General features: G+C 68.4%; 25 protein-coding genes. 8 read left to right on the forward strand and 17 right to left on the reverse strand.

All coding sequences use genetic code 11. The features are described from left to right. Positions 1 to 3 precede the first annotated feature (3 nt). From ZRA01_RS16395 to ZRA01_RS16415, 5 genes are all read right to left on the reverse strand, one after another. Positions 4 to 900, reverse strand: a complete 897-nt coding sequence (locus tag ZRA01_RS16395) for a DMT family transporter (protein WP_141354185.1) — start codon at positions 898 to 900, stop codon at positions 4 to 6. Positions 901 to 985: 85 nt separating this feature from the next. Next, positions 986 to 3,289 (reverse strand): ATP-binding protein, encoded by a 2,304-nt coding sequence (locus tag ZRA01_RS16400; RefSeq protein ID WP_246093710.1) that lies wholly within the window; start codon positions 3,287 to 3,289, stop codon positions 986 to 988. Next, positions 3,289 to 4,380 carry an ABC transporter substrate-binding protein gene (locus ZRA01_RS16405; protein WP_141354189.1) on the reverse strand — a complete coding sequence of 364 codons (1,092 nt, stop codon included), beginning with the start codon at positions 4,378 to 4,380 and terminating at the stop codon, positions 3,289 to 3,291. Before ZRA01_RS16405 ends, ZRA01_RS16400 begins: the two co-directional genes overlap by 1 nt. A 104-nt stretch (positions 4,381 to 4,484) precedes the next feature. Beyond that, entirely contained in the window at positions 4,485 to 6,611 is a 2,127-nt protein-coding gene (locus ZRA01_RS16410; RefSeq protein ID WP_218028737.1) for a two-component system response regulator, read from the reverse strand. 236 nt (positions 6,612 to 6,847) lie between these two features. Then, complete coding sequence (locus tag ZRA01_RS16415; protein ID WP_141354191.1) at positions 6,848 to 7,324, reverse strand: copper chaperone PCu(A)C; 477 nt, start codon at positions 7,322 to 7,324, stop codon at positions 6,848 to 6,850. 192 nt (positions 7,325 to 7,516) lie between these two features. Here ZRA01_RS16415 and ZRA01_RS16420 point away from each other — a divergent pair, with 192 nt between their 5' ends. Both ZRA01_RS16420 and ZRA01_RS16425 read left to right on the forward strand, forming a co-directional pair. Then, the gene (locus tag ZRA01_RS16420; RefSeq protein WP_141354194.1) at positions 7,517 to 7,807 is read left to right on the forward strand and encodes a YkvA family protein; all 291 of its coding nucleotides are present in this window, start codon (positions 7,517 to 7,519) and stop codon (positions 7,805 to 7,807) included. Between the two features lie 180 nt (positions 7,808 to 7,987). After that, on the forward strand, positions 7,988 to 8,650 hold the full coding sequence (locus tag ZRA01_RS16425) for a DVUA0089 family protein (protein WP_141354196.1): 663 nt from the start codon (positions 7,988 to 7,990) through the stop codon (positions 8,648 to 8,650). A 270-nt stretch (positions 8,651 to 8,920) separates the two neighbouring features. Here ZRA01_RS16425 and ZRA01_RS16430 read toward each other — a convergent pair whose 3' ends face one another. After that, positions 8,921 to 9,127: a cold-shock protein gene (locus tag ZRA01_RS16430; protein WP_141354198.1), complete on the reverse strand. Its 207-nt coding sequence runs from the start codon at positions 9,125 to 9,127 to the stop codon at positions 8,921 to 8,923. 366 nt (positions 9,128 to 9,493) lie between these two features. Between ZRA01_RS16430 and ZRA01_RS16435 the strand changes: the two genes are divergently transcribed. Genes ZRA01_RS16435 through ZRA01_RS16445 form a run of 3 tightly spaced genes read left to right on the forward strand, consistent with a single transcriptional unit; the run spans position 9,494 to position 11,693 of the window. Continuing rightward, complete coding sequence (locus ZRA01_RS16435) at positions 9,494 to 10,756, forward strand: ATP-binding protein (RefSeq protein WP_141354200.1); 1,263 nt, start codon at positions 9,494 to 9,496, stop codon at positions 10,754 to 10,756. Further along, positions 10,753 to 11,295 carry a response regulator transcription factor gene (locus ZRA01_RS16440; protein WP_141354202.1) on the forward strand — a complete coding sequence of 181 codons (543 nt, stop codon included), beginning with the start codon at positions 10,753 to 10,755 and terminating at the stop codon, positions 11,293 to 11,295. Before ZRA01_RS16435 ends, ZRA01_RS16440 begins: the two co-directional genes overlap by 4 nt. Next, complete coding sequence (locus ZRA01_RS16445) at positions 11,292 to 11,693, forward strand: RNA-binding S4 domain-containing protein (protein WP_141354204.1); 402 nt, start codon at positions 11,292 to 11,294, stop codon at positions 11,691 to 11,693. Before ZRA01_RS16440 ends, ZRA01_RS16445 begins: the two co-directional genes overlap by 4 nt. A 3-nt stretch (positions 11,694 to 11,696) precedes the next feature. On the opposite strand, the gene ZRA01_RS16450 is transcribed toward ZRA01_RS16445, so the two are convergent. The 11 genes from ZRA01_RS16450 to dksA form a co-directional block, all read right to left on the reverse strand. Continuing rightward, positions 11,697 to 12,569, reverse strand: coding sequence for an AEC family transporter (locus ZRA01_RS16450; protein WP_141354206.1), 873 nt, complete (start codon positions 12,567 to 12,569; stop codon positions 11,697 to 11,699). A 144-nt stretch (positions 12,570 to 12,713) separates the two neighbouring features. Next, the gene (gene hslU / locus ZRA01_RS16455; protein WP_141354208.1) at positions 12,714 to 14,051 is read right to left on the reverse strand and encodes an ATP-dependent protease ATPase subunit HslU; all 1,338 of its coding nucleotides are present in this window, start codon (positions 14,049 to 14,051) and stop codon (positions 12,714 to 12,716) included. A 70-nt stretch (positions 14,052 to 14,121) separates the two neighbouring features. Beyond that, positions 14,122 to 14,661, reverse strand: a complete 540-nt coding sequence (hslV, locus tag ZRA01_RS16460) for an ATP-dependent protease subunit HslV (protein WP_141354210.1) — start codon at positions 14,659 to 14,661, stop codon at positions 14,122 to 14,124. A 120-nt stretch (positions 14,662 to 14,781) separates the two neighbouring features. Further along, positions 14,782 to 15,882, reverse strand: a complete 1,101-nt coding sequence (locus tag ZRA01_RS16465) for an STAS domain-containing protein (protein WP_246093708.1) — start codon at positions 15,880 to 15,882, stop codon at positions 14,782 to 14,784. Between the two features lie 148 nt (positions 15,883 to 16,030). Beyond that, a complete protein-coding gene (locus ZRA01_RS16470; RefSeq protein ID WP_141354212.1) occupies positions 16,031 to 16,822 on the reverse strand; it encodes a metal ABC transporter permease in 792 nt (263 codons plus the stop codon). Beyond that, on the reverse strand, positions 16,819 to 17,388 hold the full coding sequence (locus ZRA01_RS16475; RefSeq protein WP_141354214.1) for an ATP-binding cassette domain-containing protein: 570 nt from the start codon (positions 17,386 to 17,388) through the stop codon (positions 16,819 to 16,821). Before ZRA01_RS16475 ends, ZRA01_RS16470 begins: the two co-directional genes overlap by 4 nt. A gap of 3 nt (positions 17,389 to 17,391) precedes the next feature. Beyond that, a complete protein-coding gene (locus ZRA01_RS16480) occupies positions 17,392 to 18,300 on the reverse strand; it encodes a metal ABC transporter substrate-binding protein (RefSeq protein ID WP_141354216.1) in 909 nt (302 codons plus the stop codon). A gap of 10 nt (positions 18,301 to 18,310) precedes the next feature. After that, positions 18,311 to 19,750 carry a TonB-dependent receptor gene (locus ZRA01_RS16485; RefSeq protein WP_141354218.1) on the reverse strand — a complete coding sequence of 480 codons (1,440 nt, stop codon included), beginning with the start codon at positions 19,748 to 19,750 and terminating at the stop codon, positions 18,311 to 18,313. 87 nt (positions 19,751 to 19,837) lie between these two features. After that, positions 19,838 to 20,206, reverse strand: coding sequence for a hypothetical protein (locus ZRA01_RS16490; RefSeq protein ID WP_141354220.1), 369 nt, complete (start codon positions 20,204 to 20,206; stop codon positions 19,838 to 19,840). Beyond that, positions 20,206 to 21,276 (reverse strand): CobW family GTP-binding protein, encoded by a 1,071-nt coding sequence (locus ZRA01_RS16495; RefSeq protein WP_141354222.1) that lies wholly within the window; start codon positions 21,274 to 21,276, stop codon positions 20,206 to 20,208. The genes ZRA01_RS16490 and ZRA01_RS16495 overlap by 1 nt, the downstream gene beginning before the upstream one ends. A gap of 35 nt (positions 21,277 to 21,311) precedes the next feature. Beyond that, positions 21,312 to 21,743: an RNA polymerase-binding protein DksA gene (gene dksA / locus ZRA01_RS16500; protein ID WP_141354224.1), complete on the reverse strand. Its 432-nt coding sequence runs from the start codon at positions 21,741 to 21,743 to the stop codon at positions 21,312 to 21,314. A 296-nt stretch (positions 21,744 to 22,039) separates the two neighbouring features. Between dksA and ybgC the strand changes: the two genes are divergently transcribed. From ybgC to tolR, 3 genes are read left to right on the forward strand one after another with little or no spacing between them, the layout of a single operon-like run. Further along, positions 22,040 to 22,480 (forward strand): tol-pal system-associated acyl-CoA thioesterase, encoded by a 441-nt coding sequence (ybgC, locus tag ZRA01_RS16505; protein ID WP_141354226.1) that lies wholly within the window; start codon positions 22,040 to 22,042, stop codon positions 22,478 to 22,480. A gap of 4 nt (positions 22,481 to 22,484) precedes the next feature. After that, entirely contained in the window at positions 22,485 to 23,159 is a 675-nt protein-coding gene (gene tolQ / locus ZRA01_RS16510; protein WP_141354228.1) for a protein TolQ, read from the forward strand. Between the two features lie 16 nt (positions 23,160 to 23,175). After that, the gene (tolR, locus tag ZRA01_RS16515; protein WP_141354230.1) at positions 23,176 to 23,589 is read left to right on the forward strand and encodes a protein TolR; all 414 of its coding nucleotides are present in this window, start codon (positions 23,176 to 23,178) and stop codon (positions 23,587 to 23,589) included. The last annotated feature ends 173 nt before the right edge of the window (positions 23,590 to 23,762 follow it).

Genomic DNA, 23,762 nt, shown 5'->3' on the forward strand with positions numbered 1-23,762 from the left:
CGCTCAGCTCTTCCGCCCCACCAGCACCACCCCCGCGACCACCAGCGCGCCGCCGACGATCTGGTACACGCCGATCGGCTCGGCGAGGATCAGCCAGCCGAGAAAGAGCGTGACCACCGGGCCGAGGGTGCCGATCAGCGACACCGGGCCGGCGCCCAGGCGGCGGATCGCCTCCGAGACCATCCACACCGGCAGCACCGTGGAGAACAGCGCCATCGCCGCCGCCAGCGCCATCACCGGGGCGGGCTGGACGAGCAGCGCGAGGGGCCGCGTCGCCGCAAAGTGGGCGAGGCACAACACGCAGGCGATGGTGCTGGCCCAGGCTGTCACCCGCGCCGCGCCCAGCCGCCCGACGGCCTGCCCGTTGCCCATCAGGTAGAGCGCATACGAAACCGCGCTGCCGAAGACCAGCGCCCCGCCCACCCACACGTCGGTGGCGGTGCCGGCCAGATCGAGGTCGTGGGCAACGGCAAGGGCGATGCCGGCGTAGCACAGGCCGATTGCCCCGGCCGCCCGGCGGGTGACCGGCTTGCCCAGGAAGAAGGCCGAGAAGAGCACCACCAGGGTCGGGTAGGCGAACAGGATCAGCCGCTCCAGCGCCGCCGAGATGTATTGCAGGCCGAGAAAATCCAGGTAGCTCGCCAGGTAGTAGCCCGAGAAACCCAGGCCCAGCATCAGCCCCCAGTCACGTCCGGCCAGCGGCGCCGGCTGGCGGCGGCGCTGGTCGGCCCAGCCGAGGGCCAGGAAGAAGGGCAGCGAGAGGCCCATGCGCAGGGCCAGCAGCGTCACCGCGTCGACGCCGTAGGGGTAGGCCAGCTTGATCAGGATGGCCTTGAACGAGAAGCCCACCGCGCCGAGGACGGCGAAGATGAGCCCGATGCGGTTGCCGGGGTGGCTCATGAAAATGTACGGGGTGAAAAATAGGATGGCCGCGACGGAAGCTGCCGCGCGGCCCGAAGTTTAGCCTGTCCGGCCCGCCCCGGCCTCAGGCGGGCAAGGCCGCGACGGGGGCCTTGCGGGGCAGTTCGATGGTGAAGCAGCAGCCCTCGCCCGGCTGGCTGGCGACGCTGATGCTGCCCCCCAGCACCTGCACCACCAGATTGTGGGCGATGTGCAGGCCAAGCCCGGTGCCGCCACGGCCCATGCGGGTGGTGACGAAGGGGTCGAAGATCCGCGGCAGCAGGTCTTCGGCGATCCCGCAGCCGTTGTCGGCCACCCGGATGCCGACCCGCCCGGAGGCCAGGGCTTCGGCCTCGATGCGGATGCGGCGCGCGCTGCGCCCCTCGAAGGCGTGGGTCACCGCGTTGGAGAGCAGGTTGGTGAGCACCTGCCCCAGCGGCCCCGGGTAGCTGTCGAACCAAAGGTCCTCGGGCACCTGCACCTCGATGCTCACCTCGCTGCGGCGGATCAGCGGACGCAGGGTCAGGACGATCTCGTTGGTGACCTCGTGCAGCGCGAAGCTGCGCCGCTGGGAGCTGGCCTGGTCGGCCGCCACCTGCTTGAAGCTGGTCACCAGCTCGGCGGCCCGGGCGAGGTTGCGGGCGGCGATGTCGGTGCCGGTGGTCATGGCTTCGAGCAGCTGGTTGAGCATCGAGCGCCGCAGGCCCTGCTCGCTCTGGTTGCGGAAGGTGGCGATAGCGCCGCGCAGCGACGAGACCGCCATCACCCCGTTGCCCAGCGGCGTATTGAGCTCGTGGGCGATGCCGGCCACCATCGAGCCGAGGGAGGCGAGCTTCTCGGCGCGCACCAGCTCGTCGAGGGTCAGCTGGAGGCGCTGGACGGTGGACGAGAGCTCGGCGTTGGCCTGGTTGAGCTGGTCGGTGCGGCGCTGCACGCGCTGCTCGAGCCCGGCGTTGAGCTCGCGCAGCTCGCCCTCGATCCGGCGCAGCTCGGTGATGTCGCTGATGACCCACACCGTACGCAGCTGGCCGGCGATGGGCAGCGTGCGGGTGCTCAGGGCCGCCAGGAAGGCGCGGCCGTCACCCCGGCGCAGCCAGGCTTCGGCCTCGGCGAGGCCGTCCCGTTCGAGGGCCATGTAGAGCCGGGCCCGGGCGTCGGTGTCTTCCCACAAGCCAAGATCGCGGCCGGTCTTGCCGAGGAGATGCCGGACCGGGTAGGCCAGCAGCTGGCCGACCGCCTGGTTGGCCTTGACGAAGGCGTAATCGGCCTGCGGGTCGAGCACCGCGATGCCCACCGGCGAGGCGTCGAAAATGGCCTGCAGCTCCTGCTCGCGGGCGCACAGCACCGAGGACATGCGAGCGAGGTCGAAGGACAGGTCGTTGAGCTCGACCGTGCGCAGCTGGGGCCACTCGCCGGGCGCCTGCCCCTCCGCCACCTGCCGCGCCCGCTCGGTGATGGCGTTGATCGGGCGCGCCACCCCGGTGGCCCAGACGGGCGCCAGCAGCAGGCCGAACAGCAGCGAGCCGACCAGGGCCGCAATGCCCAGGTCGAGGGTGGACGCGATGCGCGGGTTCTCGATGCCGCTCGGCGTGCGCACCAGAAAGAACCAGTCGAGCCGCTTCGAATAGGCCATCGCCGCATCGAACGCCTGGCCTTCCAGGCGCAGGGTGCCCACCGGCAGATCCACCTCGAGGGCCCGCCGGAAGATCTCCTCGCCGACCAGGTTGAGGGTGCCGACCCGGGTCGGGCTGTCGCTGTCGGCCAGCACCTCGCCCCGCCGGTCGAGAATCGACACCATCAGGGCGCTGCGCCCGCTGGCGGTCCACAGCGTCTTGAGGATGTAGTCGAGGGGCACCTCGCCGACCAGCACGCTCTTGCCGGCGACAACCCCGACGCCCACCATGACGGCCCCCGAGACGGGGGAGATGTACTTGTCGCTCCAGGCCGCGTCGCGGCGGCTGCGGACCCGCAGGAACAGCGGGTCGTGGGAGAGGTCGTTGCCGATCACCTCCTCGCGCCGCCCCTTCCCCGCCGCCGGCGTCACCGCCGCCCGCACGATGGCCCCGCCCGGGCCGATCTGATACACCGCCGCAAAGGCGCCGCCGTGGGCGACGGCCCGCTCGAGGGCCACCTGCACGTCGGCCTCCGGATTGCTCGCCAGCAGCACGCCGAGGAGTTCGAGCTGGGTCTGCAGCGCGCCGAGGATCAGCTCGCTGCGCCCCGACAGATCACCCGCCTCGACCTGCAGGCTGGCGCGGGTTTCATCGGAGATCTGCGGGACCCGGACCAGGAACAGCAGCGCGCCGATGACGACGAAGCTCACCACCGAGCTGACGCACAGCAGCCAGATCAGCCAGGTGCGCAGATGCCATTGCCGGGTGCCGAACATCACTCCCGGACGAAATGTCCGTCCTTTACCATCATGAAATGGGCGACCCGCTGGGCGTCGCCGTTGGCATCGAAGCCGACCTTCTGCTGCAGCCCCTCGTAGGGGCCGAAGCGGAGCAGCGCATCCTTCAGCCGCATCCCCGCGTCACGACGGGCCAGCGCGGTCAGCACGGCGATCCCCGCGTCGTAGGTCAGCACGCTGGAGTACACCGGCGCCTTGCCGAAGCGCTTGCGATAAGCATCCTGGAAAGCCCGGAAGCGGGGCGAGTCGTCCTCCTGGTTGTAGTTCTGGACGAGCATCAAACCCTCGACGGCCTTGCCGCCCAGCTCGATCAGCTGGGAGGTGCCCGCCCACTCGGCGACGATCATCGGTGTACCGGGGCGGAGCTTATGCACCTGCTGGGCCAGACGCGCGGAATCCACCGCGTTGCCGATGAAGAGCACGCCGTCCGGGCGCTCGGCCAGCAGCTGGTGCACGACGGGCTCGTAGCTGGGTGCATTGGAGTCGAAGAAGGGCGCGATCAGCACCGTGCCGCCAACGGCCTCGTAGGCGCGCCGGAACTCCTGCAGCCAGCTCTCGGAAAAGGCGCGGTTGTTCTGATTGACCGCCACCGCGATGCGCCGGATGCCCCGCGCGTAGTAGTGCTCGGCGTAGTGCCGGCCGTTGTCGCGGGTCGTCGCGTTGATCCGGAACAGGTTGTCGTCCTTGCCGTGGAACTTGACCGCCGAGGCGGTGGGCGAGATCAGCAGCACCCCCGCAGCCTCGACGACCGGCTGGATGAGGTCGATGCTGCCGCTGTTCATCGGCCCGACGATCACCTCGACCCCGGCCGCCACGAGCTCCTCGGCCGAGCGGCGGGCTGTCTCGGCATCGACGCCGATGTCACGGACGATCACCTCGACGGGGCGCTGGCCGAGCTGGCCGCGGCCCCGGAACTCGTCGACGACCAGCAGCATGGCGTTGCGGCCGCCTTCGCCCAGGTCGGCCGAGCGGCCGGTGAGCTCGGCGATGAAGCCGATCCGCAGCGGCTCCGCTGGCCCGCAGGCCGCGAGCCACAGCGCGGCGATGACGACGAGCAGGCGGCGCCGCATCAGGCCGCCCCTGCCTGGGTCTGCAGCCAGGCCACGAAGGCCTCCTCCGCCATCGGCCGGGCGTAGTGGAAGCCCTGCGCCTCGGCGCAGCCCAGCGCGGCCACCTAGGCGGCAACGGCTTCGCTCTCGACCCCTTCGGCCAGCACCGTGAGCCCCAGCTCGCGGCCCAGCACGATGATGGTCCGGGCGATCCGCCCGCCGGCGTCGCCGTTGGCCAGGGAACGCATGAAGCTGCGGTCGATCTTCAGGCGATCGGCGGGCAGGCGCTCGAGATAGGACAGGGACGAATAGCCGGTGCCGAAATCGTCGATGGCCACAGTGACACCCATCTCCCGCAGGCGCCGCAGGAGGTCCACCGCAGACTCGAGACCGCCGACCGCGATCGACTCGGTGACCTCGAGCTCCAGTCCTTCGGCCGCGGTCCCGGTTTCGGCCAGCGCCTCCTGGACCTGGGCCAGGAAATCCGGCTGACGCAGCTGGACCGGCGACACGTTGACGGCCATCCGCAGCTGCGGAAAGCCCTGGGCGCGAAAACGCTGCAGGGCCAGCAGGGCGACCTGCAGCAGCCAGTTGCCCATCCCGACGATGAGGCCGGACTGCTCGGCGATCGGGATGAAGTGGTTCGGGGAGATCTCGGTGCTGTCGTCGCGCATCCAGCGCAGCAGGGCCTCGACACCGACCACCCGCCCCGTGCGCAGATCGACCTGGGACTGATAGACGAGAAACAGGCGCGCCTGGTCGAAGGCCAGCCGCAGGTCGCGCAGCAGCTGCGCCCGCTCGCGGGCCTCGGCCCCCAACTCGCGGGAATACACCACCGTCTGCCCCAGCCCCTGGGCCTTGGCCCGCTTGAGGGCGAGGTAGCTGTCCTTGAGATATTCGATGCCCGAGCGGTGCGCCCCCGCCAGCCGCACGATGCCCGCGCAGACCGACACCGGGTGGCGCACCGCCTCGATCAGGAAGGGCTCGCTGAAACAGGCCTGGATGTTCGGGCCATTGACGACGCCATCGTCACCGAGCACCGCGAAGGCATCACCCGCCAGCCGGGCCACGAAGACCTCGCCCGGCAGCCCGCCGCCGAGGCGCCGGGCGGTCTGGCGCAGCAGGGCGTCGCCGTAATCGTGGCCGAGCACGTCGTTGGCCGAAGCAAACTGATCCACATCGACAACCGCCAGCGCCCCCGGCCGGCCGTCGGCGCGCAGGCGGGCATTGAGCGCGCAAACCAGCGCGGTGCGGTTGGGCAGGCCCATCTGGCGGTCGACGAAGGCGTCGCGGCGCAGCTCGGCCACCAGGTCGACATTTTTGGCACAGAGGGCGATGTTGGTGCAGAAGACTTCGAGCAGCTCGCGATCCACCTCGCGGATCGGCCTGGCCGAATCGATGAAGGCCGCAAAGCCCTCGTCGTCGCTCTTGCGGAAATACAGAGCCATGCTGCGCGGGTGCACCAGGCTGTGGCGATCCCGCAGGGCCCCGGCAAGCTGGGACGCCATCCACGGATCGTCGAGCTCCGACAGGCGCCGCTGGATCAGGTGGCTGAAATGCCCCGCCGCGGCGATGACCCGGTATTCCAGCGGCCCGTCACCCGGGCTGTCTTCGGCCGCGGCGCACACCAGCCCCTCGGGCTCGACGCCCAGCAGGCCGGCGATCTGGGTGATCACGCCCTCGGCGAAGGCCTGCAGGCCCTGATCGGCAATGAACTGGTTGCTCGCCGCGACGATCTTCTCGAGACCGCGCCGGTTGGCGTCCAGCCGGAGCAGCTGGTCGTAGGAGCGGATCGCCGAGGTCAGGGTGGCGAACAGCTTCTCCTGGGTCAGCTCGCCCTTGGTCTTGTAATCGTTGATGTCGTAGCGGGTGATCGTCTCGCACTCAGGCGCGTGGCCGGGCTGGCCGGTGCGCAGGATGATGCGTGTATTGACGAGCTTGAGCTCGTTGCGGATCACATCGACGAGGCGCAGGCCGGCGTCCTCGCTCTCCATCACCACATCCAGCAGGATCACCGCGATGTTGCCCTCGGTGCGGAGCGTCTCCAGCGCCTCACGCCCGGACATTGCATGCAGCAGCGAAAGCGGGCGGCCGAGAATCCGGATACCGGAAAGGGCGAAGCGGCTGGTCTCGTGGACATCGCCATCGTCATCGACGACGAGGATTCGCCACGGAGGCGAAAAATCGGCCGAAGACTCGGCCGGGTCATCCTCTTCGTCCAGAAAGACGAGCGGATCATCCGACACACTCATTGGCTCATCCTCATCCACTCAGTCTCCCCTGGTCTTGCCGATTTTCTGCCAACACGGACACCCGGATGCAGGCCAAGCCACCCTCACCCAAGACCTTCACAAGCCAAAAGCCGCCCCATCTGGAATGCAGCCCTTCCAGGGTATCGGATATTCGGGCTCAAGCTTTAGGACAAGGGGAAACGAATGCCCCCACGGGGGCCGGGTGCAGGACGCACCCGGCTGTCGGCACGACCGGGTCAGTGCTTGTGTTCCATGGCCGGCGCAGGCGCCCGGGCGGTCAGCTCGCGGACCTCCGCCTTGACCTCGACAGCCTCCACTTTCCGGTCCTTGCCTTCCACCTGCAGCGTGATCGGGACGATCTCGCCCTTGCTGAGGGGCTTCTTGAGGTCGATCAGCATCACGTGATAGCTGCCCGGCTTGAGCTCCAGCACCTTGCCGGCCTCCACCTCGAGCCGAGGCAGCGCCCGCATCTTCATCACGTTGTTGTCCATCACCATCTCGTGGATCTCGACGATGTTGGCAGCGGGGCTGCCGACCCCCACCAGGCTCACGCCCCCCTTGCTGCTCAACTGCATGAAGGCCCCGGTGGCCTTCTGGGCCGACACCGTGCCACGCACCCACGGATTGGACACCTCCAGGTCGGCCGCCGCGGCAACACCGGCAGAAAACAGGCCAGCCAGGGCCAGGCCCGCGAATTTGACGGAAAAGTTCATGCTCGAATCTCCTTGTAGGTAAGCCGCACGACTTTAACCCGCAGCCCGGCCCACGTCAGGACGCCCCACAGAACTGCGACCTTATGCCGCAGGCCCGGAGCGTGGCGATGCAATGTTCGCTTACAAGACCCGGGGCACTTTCCCGCCCTCAAGTGCCTCGAAGGCGGGTTTCCCACCTCCGAAGGCCCCTCAATGTTCAGGAAATTCGCCGCCCTGTACGCCCTTGTCCGCCAGGACGTCCGCACCCTGTGGCACGCCCTGCGTCATCCGGCACGCCCCGCCTGGCTTCGCCCCGCGGTGGCGCTGGTGGCGCTGTACCTGCTCTCGCCCATCGACCTGATCCCCGACGTCCTGCCGGTGATCGGCATCGTGGATGACCTGGTGCTGATCCCGCTGGTGATCTCCTGGATGGTTCGACTCCTCCCTGAGGCACTCAAGCGCCGCCCGACCTCACCGTCGCGCACCCTCGCCCGCAAAGCCTGAAGGGCCCCGTTGAACGGGCGGCCCCGCTCAGCGCAGTCCGCGGCATGCGTCGGAAAAATTTACACAAAGCCCATAAACATTAAATTCAACAATCTCAAAGGCCTGATTTTACAAATAAAATAAATACGGCACGAAAAGTGCTAAAGATCATCATTTGCTGATTTCAAATCACCAGACACCATGATCAAGAAAGCACTTGTCACCGCCGGTCTTTCCCTCGCGGCCCTCTCCGCAACAGCAGGGACAGTGGACGGCCAGATCTACGCCCGCTACGACGCCACCGGCACTCAGATCGGCAGCACGGTTGATCACCTTCGCTTCACCGTCGGCACCAACGGAATCGTCAAAATCGACATTCTGTCCTGGGAAAGCGACCCCGTCAGCGATGCGCCGAGCGACGTGAACGGCGACGGCGAAATCGCCTTTCTGGACACCTACCTCTACCTCTTCCGGGACGACGGCAACCTCGACAGCGCGGATTACATCGCCCACAACGACGACAGCGACGGCACCTACGCCGACGGCTCCATCTGGCGCACCGACTCCTACCTCGAGCTGAATCTGGCCGCGGGCAACTACCTGCTGGCGATCGGCGCCTACGATCTGGGGATGGACGAGGCGATCCTGAGGGAGAACCGAGACAACTTCTACCCGATCCGCTGCGACATCGCGGGCCCCGACTGCACGAGCACCGCCACCGCCTCCGACCACGGCGACTATCGCGTGAGCTTCAGCAGCAACGTGAGCCTGACGGGGGATGGAAAGGTTCCGGAGCCGGCGGCCCTGGGCATGCTCGGCCTCGGCCTGGCCGGCCTTGCCCTGTGGAGACGCAAGAAGGCCTGAGCGCCCTGCGCGCAGACCGCGCCAACGGCGTTATCAACGGCGACTCCGGTCGCCGTTTTTCATGGGACCGTCTAGAACGGCCCGGGGCCGGATACGCAACGCTGCCGGCGCAGGCACCCGACACGCACGAGCCGAAACGCACGTTTTCGCCGCCCATGAAAAAAGCCCGGTAAAAACCGGGCCTCAATTCTGGGCAGGGCTTGCCGCCTTGGCGGTGCTCACCCTGCCTCTGCTCCGCCCGGCACCAGGCCGGACAAGCATCTGCAACGCTTAGTCAGCCTTGCGGATGTTGGAGGCTTGCTGACCCTTCGGGCCGGTGGTCACGTCGAAGGTGACACGCTGGCCTTCGGCCAGGGTCTTGAAGCCGTTGCCCTGGATGGCGGAGAAGTGAGCGAACAGGTCGTCACCACCGTTTTCCGGGGTGATGAAGCCGAAGCCCTTGGAATCGTTGAACCACTTGACGGTACCGTTTGCCATTTTGAATATCCTTTAAAACTAGAAAAAAACAGGGATAGCCCCTGGGTAGGGCGAAACTCAAGACGGCAGGGTGTTCAGGGAAAGACTTCCGCAGGACAGCGGGGACCGAACCAGACAACAACAACACTACTTGAAGATCGCGAGGTGAGACTTTGCACTGTATCGCCGGGTAATGCAAACATTATTTGGTAAAAGCCCCGAAATTTCGGTTTCCCCCGGGCGCCACCTGCCCTGCGAGCCACCAATGCGGCAATCGGCCACATTCCCCGGCTCGCCGGGCGACGCTAGATTCGCGCCTTTTCGGACATTTCCGGAGCAGCGCCGCGCCCGCAGCGCGCCTTCCACCGCTTCGGGGATAATGCACCCATGCCTGCCGGCCCGCCCTCCTCCCAGACCCGCCCCGACGACGCCCTGCGCCGACTGATCAGCCTGCGCTGGCTGTCGATTGTGGCGATGGGCGGCGTGCTGCTTCTCGTGCCCTGGCTGCTGGACATCCCGCTGCCAGGAGAATCGCTGCTGCCCGTCGTCGTCGTCCTCCTCGTGGCCAATGGGCTCTCCGTGCTGCGCCTGCGTCACCAGGCCGAGATCCATGCCGCCGAACTGTTCGGCCAGCTGTGCATCGAGCTCGCCGCCTGGAGCACCTTCCTCTACTTCACCGGCGGCGCCACCAACCCGCTGATCTCGCTGCTGCTGCCCCTCGTCGCGATCGGCGCAGCCACCCTCAGTGCGCCCTACGCCTGGGCCCTCGCGGCGCTCTCGGTGGCGGCGTACTCGGTGCTATGGGATTTCAACGAGCAGCTCGACATCTACGACTCCGGCCTCGCCGTGCACTGGCACCTGGCCGGCATGTGGCTCACCTTCGCGGTGTCGGCGGGCGTCATCGTGTGGTACGTGGTGCGCATGACGAGCGCCCTGCGCAGCCGGGACCAGGCCCTCGCCGAGGCCCGCGAGACCCGCCTGCGCAACGAGCGCATCGTTGCCCTGGGCAACCTCGCCGCCGGCGCCGCCCACGAGCTGGGCACACCGCTGGGCACGATGGCGATCATCGCCGGCGAACTGGCCCGCGACCCGAAGCTCGGCGACACCGTCCGCGGCGACGCCGAGCTGCTGCTCGAACAGCTCGCCCACTGCAAGCGCATCCTCGGCAGCCTCACCCTCCGCGCCGGCAGCCTGCGCGCCGAAGGCGGCGAGGCGATGCCCGCCGACAGCTGGCTGCAGGGCATCGCCGACCGCTGGCGCAGCCTGCGCCCCCATGTACCGCTCGCCACCCGCATCGACTGCGGCACGCCGGCGCCCCGGCTGGTGGCCGACACCACGCTGGAACAAGCCATCCACAACCTCATCAACAACGCTGCCGACGCCAGCCCCGAGGCAATCGAATGCGAAGCCTGCATCGACGGCGAGGCGCTCGCGGTGCGCGTGCTCGACCGCGGCCCCGGCCTGCCGGAGGGCTTCGACGCCCCCTGCAGCCACGCGGTCGCCAGCGCCTCCGGCAAGGGCCTGGGCATCGGCCTGCTGCTCGCCTTCGGCGCCGTCGAGCGCTGCGGCGGGCGCATCGAATTCAGCCCCCGCTCCGGCGGCGGCACCATCGCCACCCTGACCCTCCCCCTAGCCTCCCTTCGCCCATGAACCCCCAGGACGCCCCCCACATCCTCGTCATCGACGACGACCCCGCCTTCAACCGGGTGCTCACCCGCGCCCTCAGCCAGCGCGGCTTCGCCGTGTTCGGCGCCACCGACCCCGAGAGCGCGCTGGCGCTGGCCGGCCAGCACGAACCGGAATACGTGGTGCTCGACCTCAACATCGACGGCAGCTCGGGCCTGCGCCTGATCGAGCCGCTGCTCCAGGCCAACCCGGACTGCCGCATCCTGGTGCTGACCGGCTACGCCAGCATCGCCACCACTGTCGACGCGATCAAGCTCGGCGCCACCCAATACCTGGCCAAGCCGGCCGACGTGGACAGCATCCTGAAGGCTCTCAGCGCCACCGACGTGGTGATCGAAGACGAGGTGAGCGCCGGCCCGATGTCGGTCGATCGCCTCGAGTGGGAGCACATCCAGCGCGTGCTGGCCGAAAACGATGGCAATATCTCGGCCACCGCCCGCGCCCTCAAGATGCACCGGCGCACCCTGCAACGCAAACTGGCCAAACGACCCGTCAAGGAATGAAGCCCACCGAACAACACGACGAACGCGTCCGGCTCGACAAATGGCTGTGGGCCGCACGCTTCTTCAAGCACCGCAGCCTGGCCACCGAAGCCGTCGATGGCGGCAAGATCCAGCTCAACGGCATCCGCGTGAAGCCGGCAAAAGACGTAAAAATCGGCGATCGGGTGGACATCCAGATCGCCGACAGCCGCTACACCGTGATTGTCCGGGGCATCGCCGAAAAGCGTGGCAGCGCCACCATCGCCCAGGGGCTGTATGAAGAGACGCCGGAGAGCATCGCCGCCCGGGAGGCCGGGCACGAGGAGCGCCGGCTGGCCGCCACCCCCGGCGCCGACCTCCACGGCCGCCCCACCAAGCGCGACCGGCGCCAGATCGGCCGCTTCACCGGCGAAGGCTGAAGGCTACAGGCTGATCGCCAGCGCGACTGGCAGGAACAACACCGCCGCCACGTTGCCGAGCAGCACCATGGAGGCCACCTTCTCGGGCTCCTGGCTATAGCGCTCGGCGAACATGTAGTTAAGCACCGCCGGCGGCAGCGCGCCGAAGACGATCAAGAGCGCCCGCTCCCGCTCGGGCAGCGGAATCAGCCACACCAGCACAAACGACAAGGCCAGGCCGATCGCCGGCCGGGCCACCGCGCCGATCACGCCGAGCCGGATCGCCCCGATGCGTGACTCGCTGATGCGCACCCCGAGGGCGAACAGCATCAGCGGGATCGAGATGTCGCCGAGCATCTTGATCGCCAGCATCGCCGGCTGCCACAGCTCGACGCCGGCCAGGCTCACCGCCAGGCCGCCGAGGGTGGCGATCACGGTGGGAATGCGCCACACGCCCGAGAGCTTGATGTTGTGGTCGAGCAGCCAGGCACCGAAGGTGAAGTGCGCCAGGTTCGACACCATGAACATCACCACCGCCGGCGCCAGCGCCGCGTCGCCGAAAGCCAGCACCGCCAGCGGCAGGCCCAGGTTGCCGCAGTTGTTGAACATCATCGGCGGCACGAAGGTGCGCGGCGCCACCCCCAGCGCCCGGGCCACGCCCCAGCCCAGCAGGCCCGAACCGAACACCGCCACCACCGTCGCCCCGAGGAGCGGCAGGTACTCCATGATCTGGAAGGATTTGTTGGCCAGCGCGCCGAAGATCAGCGCCGGCACGAACACGTCCATGTTCAGCTTGTTGGCCTGGGACAGGTCCGGCCGCAGCCGCCGACCGACGATGAAGCCGACCGAGGTAATGGCGAACAGCGGAAACAGGATGGCAACGATGCGCAGCAGCATGGGGGGCGGAGAAGTTGATGACGAAGCCACGCCGCCCGGCCCGGAGCCGGCGGCGAGTCGGGAGAGCTTATTGGAACTTGGCTGCCACGAAAAGCAGAAGAGGGCCGCACGGCCCCCTTCCATCGCCTCTCAGACCGCCCCGCCTTACAGCACGTAGCGCGCCAGGTCTTCCCGCTGGGCGACCATCTGGAGGCGGTCGTCCACGTAGGCGGCGTCGATCAGCACCTTCTGGTCGCCGGCCTTGCCGGCTTCGAAGGCGAGCTCCTCGAGGAGCTTCTCCATCACCGTATACAGACGCCGGGCGCCGATGTTCTCGGTCTTCTCATTCACCTGGAAGGCGATCTCGGCAAGGCGCCGGATGCCCTCCGGCGCGAACTCCAGCGTTACGCCGTCGGTGGCCAGCAGGGCCTCGTACTGGCGGGTCAGGCAGGCGTCGGTTTGCGTGAGGATGCACTCGAAATCCTCGACCGACAGGGAATCCAGCTCGACCCGGATCGGGAAGCGCCCCTGCAGCTCGGGGATCAGGTCGCTCGGACGCGACAGGTGAAAAGCACCGCTGGCGATGAACAAGATGTGATCGGTCTTGATCATCCCGTACTTGGTGCTGATCGTCGTGCCCTCGACCAGCGGCAGCAGATCGCGCTGGACGCCCTGGCGCGACACGTCGGCGCCGTGGCTGTCCGAGCGGGTGGCGATCTTGTCGATCTCGTCGAGGAACACGATGCCGTTCTGCTCGACCATCCGCAGGGCCTCGAGCTTGAGTTCTTCCTCGTTGACCATCTTGGCGGCTTCCTCATCGGTGAGGAGCTTCATCGCCTCGGAAATCTTGAGCTTGCGGGACTTCCGCTTACCGCCGCCGATGTTCTGGAACATGCTCTGGAGCTGCCCGGTGAGCTCCTCCATGCCCGGCGGCGCGAGGATCTCGGCGCTCATGCCCGGCACCGACACCTCGATCTCGACCTCCTTGTCGTCAAGGTCGCCCTCGCGGAGCTTCTTGCGGAATTTCTGGCGGGTGGCGTTATCCTCGACCGGCGGCGCGTCCTCGCCGAAGCCCATGGTCGGGCGCGCCGGCGGCAGCAGGATGTCGAGCACGCGGTCTTCGGCGGCGTCGGCGGCCCGGTCGCGGACCTTCTTCATCGCCTGCTCGCGGTGCGACTTGATGGCGATCTCCACCAGATCACGGATGATCGTGTCCACGTCACGCCCCACGTAGCCCACTTCGGTGAACTTGGTGGCCTCGATCTTGATGAAGGGCGCGTTGGCCAGGCGCGCCAGGCGGCGGGCGATCTCGGTCTTGCCGACGCCGGTCGGGCCGATCATCAGGATGTTCTTGGGGGTGATCTCGCTCTTCAGCGGCTCAGCCACCTGGGCCCGCCGCCAGCGGTTGCGCAGCGCCACGGCCACGGCCTTCTTGGCGCGGGCCTGGCCGACGATGTGCTTGTCGAGTTCGGAGACGATCTCCGGGGGCGTCATCTGGGTCATCAGGACACCCCTGGCGCTACGCGCCTTCCCGCCAGGCGGGAGCATTCGCCCTTAAGGCGGCTTTGCAGACTCATGGCTTGAGCACCTCGATGGTATGGCACTGGTTGGTGTAGATGCACAGGTCACCGGCGATGGTGAGGGATTTCTTGATCACCTCTTCGGGCGAGAGTTCGGTGTTCTCGATCAGCGCCCGCGCCGCCGACTGGGCGTAGGCGCCGCCGCTACCGATCGCCACGATACCCTGCTCGGGCTCCAGCACGTCGCCGTTGCCGGTGATGATCAGCGAGCTGTCGAGGTCGGCCACCGCCAGCATGGCCTCGAGGCGGCGCAGGGCGCGGTCGCTGCGCCAGTCCTTGGCGAGCTCGACGGCGCTGCGCACTAGGTTGCCCTGATGCTTTTCGAGCTTGGCCTCGAAGCGCTCGAAGAGCGTGAAGGCATCCGCCGTGCCGCCGGCAAACCCGGCCAGGATACGATCCTGATGGAGCTTGCGGACCTTGCGGGCGCTGGCCTTGATGATGATGCTGCCGAGGGTGACCTGGCCATCGCCGCCCAAGGCGACGTGGCGGCCCCGCCGGACCGAGAGAATGGTGGTGCCGTGATATTGTTCCATCGCTTCGATATGGGGACGTTAGGGCGGATTACAAGACACGCAGGCCAGCCTGCCCGCGGGGGGAGCCGAAGCCGGCGGAGAACTCCCCTCCGGCTGGTGTTCAGCAGGCCGGAGGCGGCCTCAGTTGCGCAGCTCGATGCGCGCGACCTGATGGAGGCCCATCACCTGCATGAGGGCGGCCACCATCGAGTTGACGTTCTTGAACACCACCAGCCGCCCCTGGGTGTGAAGCTGGGAGACGATGTTGAAGAGCGTCCCGGCCGACACGAAGTCCATGCGCCGCAGGCGGCCGCAATCGACCTCCACCTTGGTGCGGTCGGTTGCGAAACGGGTGATCTTGCGCAGCACATCGGTGTTGGGCCCGACGATCTCCCCCTCGAGGACATAGACCTGCCCCATCGTCGGATCGAGCACATTGCCCTCCGACTGGCTGGTTGTCAGGAGCGGCGGCGGCTCCCAGGACGGGGGAGATTCCTCGAAGGTCATCGCGTAATCCACGGCGAGATCGTCGAAGCGGGCCTGTTGTTCGGTGTACTGCATGATTTCCAGGAGCAGCAGCCACAAGGTCTGGCCTTCACGGACACCCGGTTTCAGCTGGCCGGCCAGCAGGTTGGCGAAGTCGGCGGCGCCGCTGAGCGCCAGCTTGACCTTGGCCCGACGCAGGCCCCGCACCGCCCGGAGCAGCAGGCCAGCCCCCGCGTTGTCGACGCCACGCAGGCGGCTCAGGTCGATGCGCAACGCGCCGTTGCGCATGCCGATCTGGATCAGCTGGGCAAACTGGGCTGCGGCCTGCCCGCTCAGGTGGCCGGACAGATTGACCGTCTGGACCTTGGGCTCGCCCGGGCGGGAATCCTGGGTCGACAGATCCTGCCAGGCCGAAGGTGAGCGCTCGAACTCGGTGGCGAACATCAGGCTGAGGGCTTCGAAATTATCCCGCTGCCCGGTGAGGCGCAGGAGGTCAAGCAGCATGACCCACAGATCGAAGCGCGCCTCGGTGGCGGTGGTCACGTCGAGGGCCTGCTCCAGCACGATCCGGGCTTCTTCGCAGGCGCCGTTGGCGTAGAGGATCGCGGCCTCTTCGGCCGGGGGCGCCATCTCGTCGATGCCCTCCTCGACGTGCACCTTGTCGGCGCACTGGGCCAGCACCCGGTTCAGATCGCCGCCAGCGATGGTGAACTCGAGATTGGTAGGCTCGCTGCGCACCACGCGCGCAGCCGCCACCACACCCGGCGCAGCCCGGCTACGGGGTACAGGACTTCCGGCAGGCAAAGGCTTCTTGCCGAAAAACGAAAGCACCACGCGCCAACCCTCCCAAGTGATTTTTTACGATTAAATAGGATAGCACTCCGAAGTGCACGTGCTACGTGATTTACATCCTGTCTAATTTCACACCCGTCACCACAATGAGCATAACGAGAAGCGAAGCGCATACCGGCCCGAAGGGCTGATCGAGCCCGAGGGAGAGGGCAAACGCCACGCTGTAGCCGCCCATTCCGGCCAGCGCGGCCAGCACCAGCGCGGATCTCCAGCCCCTGCCGAAGCGCCAGCCGAAGAGCGGCGGCACGAAGACCAGCGCAAAGGCCGCCATCACCCCGAGGCTGACCGTCGCCAGCGCCACCACCAGCCCGGCGAGCAGATCGAAGAGCAGCAGCCGGGGCCGCTCGTTCTGCCCCCGCGCCCGGTAGAACTCCGGAAAAAAACGCGCCAGCAGCAGCGGCCGCGACAACCAGGCGAGCGCCGGCAACACCACCACGGCGGCCAGGGCAGTCACCAGCAGATGGGCCTCGCCGGTGAAATACAGCTGCCCATCGAACAGGGCATGGCCAGCCTGTTCGGCCAGCGGGTGGTTGGCCACCAGCAGCACCCCTCCACCCCAGGCGAGCAGCATCATCAGCGCGTAGGCGCTGGCGCCGGCCCGGGCCAGCAGGCCCTTGACCAGCGCCGCCAGCAGAGCCGCCAGCACGCCGCCCGCGAGCATCGGCCCGTCCAGCACCATCGCCACCAGCGCACCGGCCGAGGCCATCTGGGCGAAGGCCAGCGCCGCCAGCCATTCATTGCGCAGGCGCAGGTACATGCCGATCAGCGGCAGGATGGCGGCCAGCAGCAGGCCGGTCGCGAAGGGCACCCGGAACAGCGGGTCGAACAACAGCTCGAAGCTCATGCACCCACCTCCACCACCCGCGTGCACACCTGGTCGATGAAAGCGTGGTCATGGGACACCAGCACGATGCCCTGCCCACCGTGGGCCCGGCCGAGCCAGTCGGCCAGATGGGCAACCCCGGCCCGGTCGAGATTGTTGGTGGGCTCGTCGAGCAGCACCAGATCGGCCGGCGCGGCGAGACAGGCCCACAGGCGCAGGAACTGCAGCTGCCCGCCGGACAGGCGATCGAGGCGCTCGCCCAGGCGCCCGGCCAGCCAGGGCGGCAGGCCGGCCGGATCTGCGCCGGTCAGGCCGAGCAGGTCGTGCCCGCTCAGCGGCACCCCGCGCAGATCGTCGAAGCCCTGCGCCTGGTGGGAGATCTGCAGCCCCGGCGCCTTGTGCACCTCGCCACCGAACACCCGCACCCCGCCCCACAAGGCCTTCAGCAGCGTGGACTTGCCGGCGCCGTTGGGCCCGGCGAGGCCGACGATCTCGCCCCGCCGGAGCTCGAAGTCGAGCGGCCCGGCCACCGGACCGGCATAGCCGGCCCGGAGCCCCGCGACGCGCAGCAGAAGGTCGCCCGCCATGGCCTACTTGATGCCGGCGAGGAGGCGCCGGATCGTGTCGTCGAAGAGACCGAACAGGTCGCCCGCCTCGGTCGAGCCGCCCACCGTGAAGGGCAGCACCACCACCGGGATCTGCGCCCGCTCGCCCAGCCACTCGGACGCCGTCGCCCGGGTGTAGGCCGGGCGCAGGATCATCCGCGCCGGCTGCGCGCGCTGGCGCTCGAGCAGGGCCGCCAGGTGGCTGCTGCCCGGCTCGACGCCCGGCTTGGGTTCCAGCGCGCCGAGCTCCCGCAGGCCCAGCCAGTCGGCCAGGTACGGAAACGAGCGGTGCTGGACCCACACCGGCGCGCCCTTGAGCGGCGCGGCGGCCTGCTCCCAGCGCGCCATCGCGGCCTTCCAGCGCTCACTAAAGCGGGCGTGGTTGGCCTTGTAGACGGCCGCGCCGGCCGGATCGAGCTGGGCCAGACGGGCCGCCAGCGCGTCGGCAACCTTCTGGATATTGCGCGGGTCGAGCTGCAGGTGCGGGTTGCCGCCCGGGTGCACGTCACCGTCGGCCCGATCCACGCGGGTCGGCACCTCGAGCAGGCGGACCAGCCCGGCCGCCTCGAGGTAGCCCGGCTGCCCGGGCTGGATGCCGGCGTTGCCGGATTCCCGCAGCACAACCGGCAGCCAGCCCACCTCGAGGCCGGCGCCGGTGGCGATCACCAGCTGAGCGCCGCGGGCGCGGGCGATCAGCGAGGGCTTGGCGTCGACCCGGTGGGGGTCTTGCAGGGCATTGGTGGCGGAGGAGGCGCTCACCCGCTCGCCGCCGACCTCCTTCGCCAGCGCCGCCCATTCGGGCACCGAGGCAAGGACGTTGAGAGCCGCCGAGGCGGGCATCGCGGCCAGCGCGAGCATCAGCGCCGCGAGGCACCAGATCAAGTTACGGAACATTGCCGCCTCCTCAGAACTTGTGGGCGCCGTGGGCGCCGAGGCTCATCACGTACTGCAGCCACACCTGGTTGTCGGCCTCGCCATTGCGCGACTTGTCACGGGCGAGCTGCAGGCGCAGGCGCGAGAACTCCGACGGCGACCAATCCACCATCGCCGTCTGGCGACTCGGATTGTAGGCCCCCAGGATCGGCAGGTCAGCGCTGCTGAGGGTGCCGAGGTCGGCCGTGCCGGAGCGTAGCCAGTCGCCACGCACACCGACCCGCCAGTGGGGCATGAACTGATACACCGCCTGCAGGTAGCCGCCGGACTGGCGGAAGCGGGCGTCGGAAGCCACGTTGGCGCCGCCGACATCGTAGGCCAGCTCGCCGGTCTCGCGGCGCCACAGGTACTCGCCCTGCACCTTGAGGTAACGCTCGGTCGCGTTGCCGTTGGGCGCCCATTTGTAGACGAAGTCGGCGATCCAGGTCTGGCTGCGGCCGGAGAAGGTGTGCAACAGCGGCTTGCCGGCCGCGTCGGCGCCCTCCTCGAAGCCGCGCTCCCGCGGCTGGACGCGCACGTGGGACAGGCCCACCCGCCAGGCCGACGAGTCGCCGATGTCACCGCCCAGGTGGGCAAACGCCGTCCACAGCCCGGCGCCGTTGGCCTTGCGCTCGGCCCCCGGGAACTTGCCGCCGTTGGCCGCTTCGGCACCGAGCTCGAAGAACAGCGGGGTCGGCGCGACCCAGCGCAGCTGCACGCCGTCGTTCTGCAGCCGGTAGCCGAAGAAGGCCTTGTAGGCCAGCGGGGCGTCGCTGAAGTCCCACTCGTGGGGGTGCTGCTGGTTGAGGTAGCCGACGCCCGACAGGAAGCGCCCCGCCTTCAGCTTGAGGCCCGTGGGCAGAGCCAGGGTTTCCACGTTCACCTCTTCCACCTCGACGACACCGGCGCCGTCGTCCTCGGCCAGCGAGAAGCGCGCGTTGCCGCGGAACAGGTGATCGACGTTGGCCGAGAAGGCGAGCTCGGATTCGCCCAGCGAGAAGCCCTTGCGCGGGGGGCCGACCTCGCCGCCCGAGGGGATGAAGCCGTCGATGCGGTAGGCCGACGGGTCGCGCTGGAGGCGGGTGAACTTGCTGTCGATGATCAGCGACACCTGCGGATTGAAGGCGCCCTCGCTGGCCGGCTGGACGGCGGCGCGGGTCTCCGCGGCGACGGCCTCGACGCGGGCCACCGAGCGTGCCGCCTCCCCGGCGGTGCTACCGGCCGCAGCCGCGGCACTGGCGGCACTGGCGGCCCGCGCCTCGGTTTCGGCCAGGCGCCGCTCGAGGGCGTCGATGCGCTGCTGGTAAGAGTCGCGCAGCTCACGGAGCTGCTCGCGCAGTTGCTTGATGTCGGCATCGCCGGCGGAGAAGGCCGCGCCCGGGAAGGCAGCGGCAAGGGCCACGCACAGCGCGGCAGGACGAAGGGAAAACATGGTGGAACTCCAGTCGGATCGGTCCGAAAAAATACGGGCGCCCGGCCTCACCGCAGGGCGGGGCCGGTCACTTGGGCGGAAACGGGGTCAGACTGAAGGAGGAGGCGGACCGCGGCTATGCGGGCAGGGCAGACGCCGGGCAAGGGGCGCAAGCGCGGGTTCGCCGCCAGGCTGCGGCGGCAGGGATTCAAGGGCCGGCAGCGCCGGCATCGACGGCAAAGCCGCGGACAGATCCGCCGCGGCAAGACATTGCAGACAGCTGGCGTGGCGCTCCGCATCGGGCACGCCGCCTTCGTAATCGGCCTGCGCCGCGCTGGCGCCCACGCCGAGCCGGGCCAGCGCCGACAACTCGCCCACGTGGCCGACCGCGTGGGCCGCGGCAAAAACCTGGGCGCAGACGAGCAGCAGCGCCAGCAGGCTGCGCAGGCAGGCGGAAGCGCTGCGACCCACGCGCATCAGGCCGCCGCCCCGCACAGGCAGGCGAAGGCGCGGTCGACGACGTCACGCTCGAGACTGCGCACGATGAAGACCAGGCGCGTGCCGTGGTCGGCGTCCGGCCAGGCCGGCAGCGAGGCATCGGGATAGCGCAGGTGATGCACGCACTGCACGACCCGCGGCGCCGGCTCGCCGCGCACGTTCACGATGCCCTTCACGCGCAGCAACTGCGCGCCGACGAGGCTCTGCAGCAGGTCGAGGGCAGTGGTGAAATCGCCCCAGGCAACCGGCGCATCGAGGCGCAGCACGAAGGTGTGGGTGTGTTCGTCGTGACGCGGCGCGGGATCAGCGGACGGGTTGGCGGCCGGCTCACGGCGCGGCGCATATGGGTTGGGGCGCGCCGCAGCGGCGGCCACCGCTTCGTCGGCCAGCCAGCGGGCCACATCGGCGGAATGGGTGTCGGGGTTCCACAGGCCGCAGTCGAGCACCGCGGCGGCGTCGACCTCGCCGCCGGCGACCCGGACCTGCGGCGCGCCGGGGTTCAGCACGGCCAGCTGCGCCGTCAGGGCGTCGAGCGCCGCGGGCGTGGCCTGATCGCATTTGGTGACGAGCAGCCGGTCGGCCATCGCCGCCTGCTTGACCGCCTCGGGGCTGGCCCGCAGCTGGTCGGCCCCGAAGACGCCATCGACGGCCGTGACGACACCGTCGAGGCGGAAGCGCTCGGCGATGAAGAAATCCTGCATCAGGGTGAAGATCACCGGCGCCGGATCGGCCAGGCCGGTGGTTTCAATGACGACCCGCGAGAGGGCCGGCAGCTGGCGGCGCAGGCGCCTCATGAAGAGATCCTTGAGCGCCCGCGACAGATCACCACGGACGGTGCAGCAGATGCAGCCGGACTCGAGCAGGACGATGTCGTCGGAGATCGTCTCGACGAGCAGATGATCGATCGGCACCACGCCGAATTCGTTCATCAACACCACTGTGCCGGCCAGCGTGGGCTGGCGCAGCAGGTGATTGAGCAGCGTCGTCTTGCCCGCACCGAGAAAGCCGGTGAGCAGGGTGACGGGGATACGCGGCGCCGGCGCGCTCATCGAGGGGGCATCCGGCGAAGCGGCAGAAACCGGGCTTACTCGCCGTACAGCTTCTGGGTGCGCTCGCGGCGCTCCTGGGCGTCGATGGACAGCGTCGCGGTCGGGCGGGCCAGCAAGCGGCCGATCCCGATCGGGTCACCCGTTTCCTCGCACCAGCCGTACTCGCCCTCGTCGATGCGGCCCAGGGCTTCCTCGATCTTCTTGATCAGCTTGCGTTCGCGGTCGCGCACGCGAAGCTCGAGGGCGTGCTCTTCTTCCACCGTGGCCCGGTCGGCCGGATCGGCGACGAGTTCGTTCTCGCGCAGGTTGGCACCGGTGCTCGCGGCGTTCTCGAGCAGCTCGTCGCGCATCCTGGCGAGGCGATCCCGGAAGAACGCGAGTTGCGCCGGGTTCATGCAATCGTCTTCCGGCATGGCCAGAATTTCGGCCTCGGTCAGCAGCTGTTCTTTGCTCGTGGTGGCAACCATGTCTCTTTCCTCCGTGAATCGACTGTCAGACCCGGCGCTGCCGTGGCCCGTTTGACGACCCTTTGTGGAATCTGCAACCCGTTCGGCTGCAGATCCTTGCCTGGCGCCCTGGGCGCCCTTGCCGCAAGGTGGCGCCCTGTGCGCGCCACCCCCAGCTTCAAGGGCGCGATTCTAAGCACAGGAAGCCGGCAATTACAACGCTCAGGCACCCCACAAAGGTCAGATATGTACATTATGAAACAGTGAATCTACCGCGTTGCTTCGGTTCGGGGCATGTCCTACGGTAAAATATCGCGATGCAAGTCACGAATCACCCCGCGCCGACCTCCGGCAGGGCTTCTTTTACATGGCCGGTCCGGGTGTACTTCGAAGATACCGATGCCGGTGGCGTGGTCTACTACGCCAACTACCTGAAGTTCTGCGAGCGCGCCCGCACCGAATGGTTGCGGACGACCGGGCTCGCCCAGAACCGCCTGGCCACCGAGCAGAATATCCTCTTCGTGGTGCGCGCCGTCGAGGCCAGCTACCTGCGCCCGGCGGTGCTCGACGACACGCTCGATGTCGTCACCACGCTCGACAAGCTCGGCCGCGCCAGCCTCGATTTCGCCCAGCAGGTCCGGCGCGACGGGCAGACGCTCTTCGAAGCCCGCATCGGCATCGCCTGCGTCGACCGCAATTCGATGCGCCCCACCCCGATTCCCTCCGCTGTGCGCGCACAGCTCGCCTCCCTGGTTTAAATCGATGAACGTCACCGAAGACCTGTCAATCCTGTCCCTGATCGCCAACGCGAGCGTGCTCGTCAAGCTCGTGATGGCCCTGCTCGGCACCGTGTCATTCATGTCCTGGTACTGGATCTTCCGCAAGTGGTTCCAGATCCGCGACGCCAAGAAAAAAACCGACCTCTTCGAGCGCGACTTCTGGAGCGGCGGCGACCTCAACGCCCTCTACCAGAGCGCCGCCACCGGCCGCCACGAGGCTGCCGGCATGGAGCGCATCTTCGAGGCCGGCTACCGCGAGTTCGCCAAGCTGCGCGGCAAGAGCCTCGACAACGGGGCGATCATGGACGGCGCCCGCCGCGCCATGCGCGCCACCTACCAGCGCGAGGTCGACGACCTCGAAGCCCACCTGGCCTTCCTCGCCTCGGTCGGTTCGGTATCGCCGTATGTGGGCCTGTTCGGCACCGTGTGGGGCATCATGAACGCCTTCCGCGGCCTCTCCAACGTCGGCTCCGCCACCCTCGCCCACGTCGCGCCGGGCATCGCCGAGGCGCTGGTGGCCACCGCCATCGGCCTCTTCGCGGCGATCCCCGCGGTGGTTGCCTACAACCGCTTCGCCCACGACATCGACCGCATCGCGATCCGCTTCGAGAGCTTCACCGAGGAGTTCCTGAACATCCTCCAGCGCCAGCTGCGCTGACCGGAGCCCCGCCGCCATGCGTCAACGCCGCCTCATGAACCAGATCAACGTCGTGCCCTACATCGACGTGATGCTGGTCCTGCTCGTCATCTTCATGGTCACCGCGCCGATGATCCAGTCCGGTTCGGTGAACCTGCCCAGCGTCGACAAAGTCCCCGCGCCGCCCACCGACGCGATGATCGTCACCGTCAAGCCCGACGGCGGGCTCACCCTCCGCACCACCAGCCAGGCCACCGAGAAGCCCTTCAACCGCCGCGACCTGATCGGCGAAGTGCAGGCCGCCGTGTCGGCCAACCCCGGCCAGTCGGTGGTCATCGCCGCCGACAAGAGCGTCAAGTACGAGCAGGTCATGAACATCCTCAACGACCTGCGCAACGCCGGCGTCAACAAGGTTGGCCTGCAGACGAAGGTCGGGGCTGCCGCCCGATGAACCCGGCACTGCCCGGCAACGAGCGGGGCAAGTGGGCCTCGGCGCTGCTCGCCATCTTCGTCCATGTGGCGCTCGGCCTGTTCCTGTTCTACGGCGTCCGCTGGCAGAACCGCCTGCCCGACCCGGTCGAGGTCGAGCTGGTGAGCCCGCCGCCGCCCGCCGCGGCACAGCTT

The organism is Zoogloea ramigera, from assembly GCF_006539865.1.
GTDB classification, from domain to species: domain Bacteria; phylum Pseudomonadota; class Gammaproteobacteria; order Burkholderiales; family Rhodocyclaceae; genus Zoogloea; species Zoogloea ramigera.

Coding starts and splice junctions, on each gene's coding strand:
- ZRA01_RS16395 (WP_141354185.1), bottom strand. CDS start 900: ATGAGCCACCCCGGCAACCGCATCGGGCTCATCTTCGCCGTCCTCGGC.
- ZRA01_RS16400 (WP_246093710.1), bottom strand. CDS start 3,289: ATGTTCGGCACCCGGCAATGGCATCTGCGCACCTGGCTGATCTGGCTG.
- ZRA01_RS16405 (WP_141354189.1), bottom strand. CDS start 4,380: ATGCGGCGCCGCCTGCTCGTCGTCATCGCCGCGCTGTGGCTCGCGGCC.
- ZRA01_RS16410 (WP_218028737.1), bottom strand. CDS start 6,611: ATGAGTGTGTCGGATGATCCGCTCGTCTTTCTGGACGAAGAGGATGAC.
- ZRA01_RS16415 (WP_141354191.1), bottom strand. CDS start 7,324: ATGAACTTTTCCGTCAAATTCGCGGGCCTGGCCCTGGCTGGCCTGTTT.
- ZRA01_RS16420 (WP_141354194.1), top strand. CDS start 7,517: ATGTTCAGGAAATTCGCCGCCCTGTACGCCCTTGTCCGCCAGGACGTC.
- ZRA01_RS16425 (WP_141354196.1), top strand. CDS start 7,988: ATGATCAAGAAAGCACTTGTCACCGCCGGTCTTTCCCTCGCGGCCCTC.
- ZRA01_RS16430 (WP_141354198.1), bottom strand. CDS start 9,127: ATGGCAAACGGTACCGTCAAGTGGTTCAACGATTCCAAGGGCTTCGGC.
- ZRA01_RS16435 (WP_141354200.1), top strand. CDS start 9,494: ATGCCTGCCGGCCCGCCCTCCTCCCAGACCCGCCCCGACGACGCCCTG.
- ZRA01_RS16440 (WP_141354202.1), top strand. CDS start 10,753: ATGAACCCCCAGGACGCCCCCCACATCCTCGTCATCGACGACGACCCC.
- ZRA01_RS16445 (WP_141354204.1), top strand. CDS start 11,292: ATGAAGCCCACCGAACAACACGACGAACGCGTCCGGCTCGACAAATGG.
- ZRA01_RS16450 (WP_141354206.1), bottom strand. CDS start 12,569: ATGCTGCTGCGCATCGTTGCCATCCTGTTTCCGCTGTTCGCCATTACC.
- hslU (WP_141354208.1), bottom strand. CDS start 14,051: ATGACCCAGATGACGCCCCCGGAGATCGTCTCCGAACTCGACAAGCAC.
- hslV (WP_141354210.1), bottom strand. CDS start 14,661: ATGGAACAATATCACGGCACCACCATTCTCTCGGTCCGGCGGGGCCGC.
- ZRA01_RS16470 (WP_141354212.1), bottom strand. CDS start 16,822: ATGAGCTTCGAGCTGTTGTTCGACCCGCTGTTCCGGGTGCCCTTCGCG.
- ZRA01_RS16475 (WP_141354214.1), bottom strand. CDS start 17,388: ATGGCGGGCGACCTTCTGCTGCGCGTCGCGGGGCTCCGGGCCGGCTAT.
- ZRA01_RS16480 (WP_141354216.1), bottom strand. CDS start 18,300: ATGTTCCGTAACTTGATCTGGTGCCTCGCGGCGCTGATGCTCGCGCTG.
- ZRA01_RS16485 (WP_141354218.1), bottom strand. CDS start 19,750: ATGTTTTCCCTTCGTCCTGCCGCGCTGTGCGTGGCCCTTGCCGCTGCC.
- ZRA01_RS16490 (WP_141354220.1), bottom strand. CDS start 20,206: ATGCGCGTGGGTCGCAGCGCTTCCGCCTGCCTGCGCAGCCTGCTGGCG.
- ZRA01_RS16495 (WP_141354222.1), bottom strand. CDS start 21,276: ATGAGCGCGCCGGCGCCGCGTATCCCCGTCACCCTGCTCACCGGCTTT.
- dksA (WP_141354224.1), bottom strand. CDS start 21,743: ATGGTTGCCACCACGAGCAAAGAACAGCTGCTGACCGAGGCCGAAATT.
- ybgC (WP_141354226.1), top strand. CDS start 22,040: ATGCAAGTCACGAATCACCCCGCGCCGACCTCCGGCAGGGCTTCTTTT.
- tolQ (WP_141354228.1), top strand. CDS start 22,485: ATGAACGTCACCGAAGACCTGTCAATCCTGTCCCTGATCGCCAACGCG.
- tolR (WP_141354230.1), top strand. CDS start 23,176: ATGCGTCAACGCCGCCTCATGAACCAGATCAACGTCGTGCCCTACATC.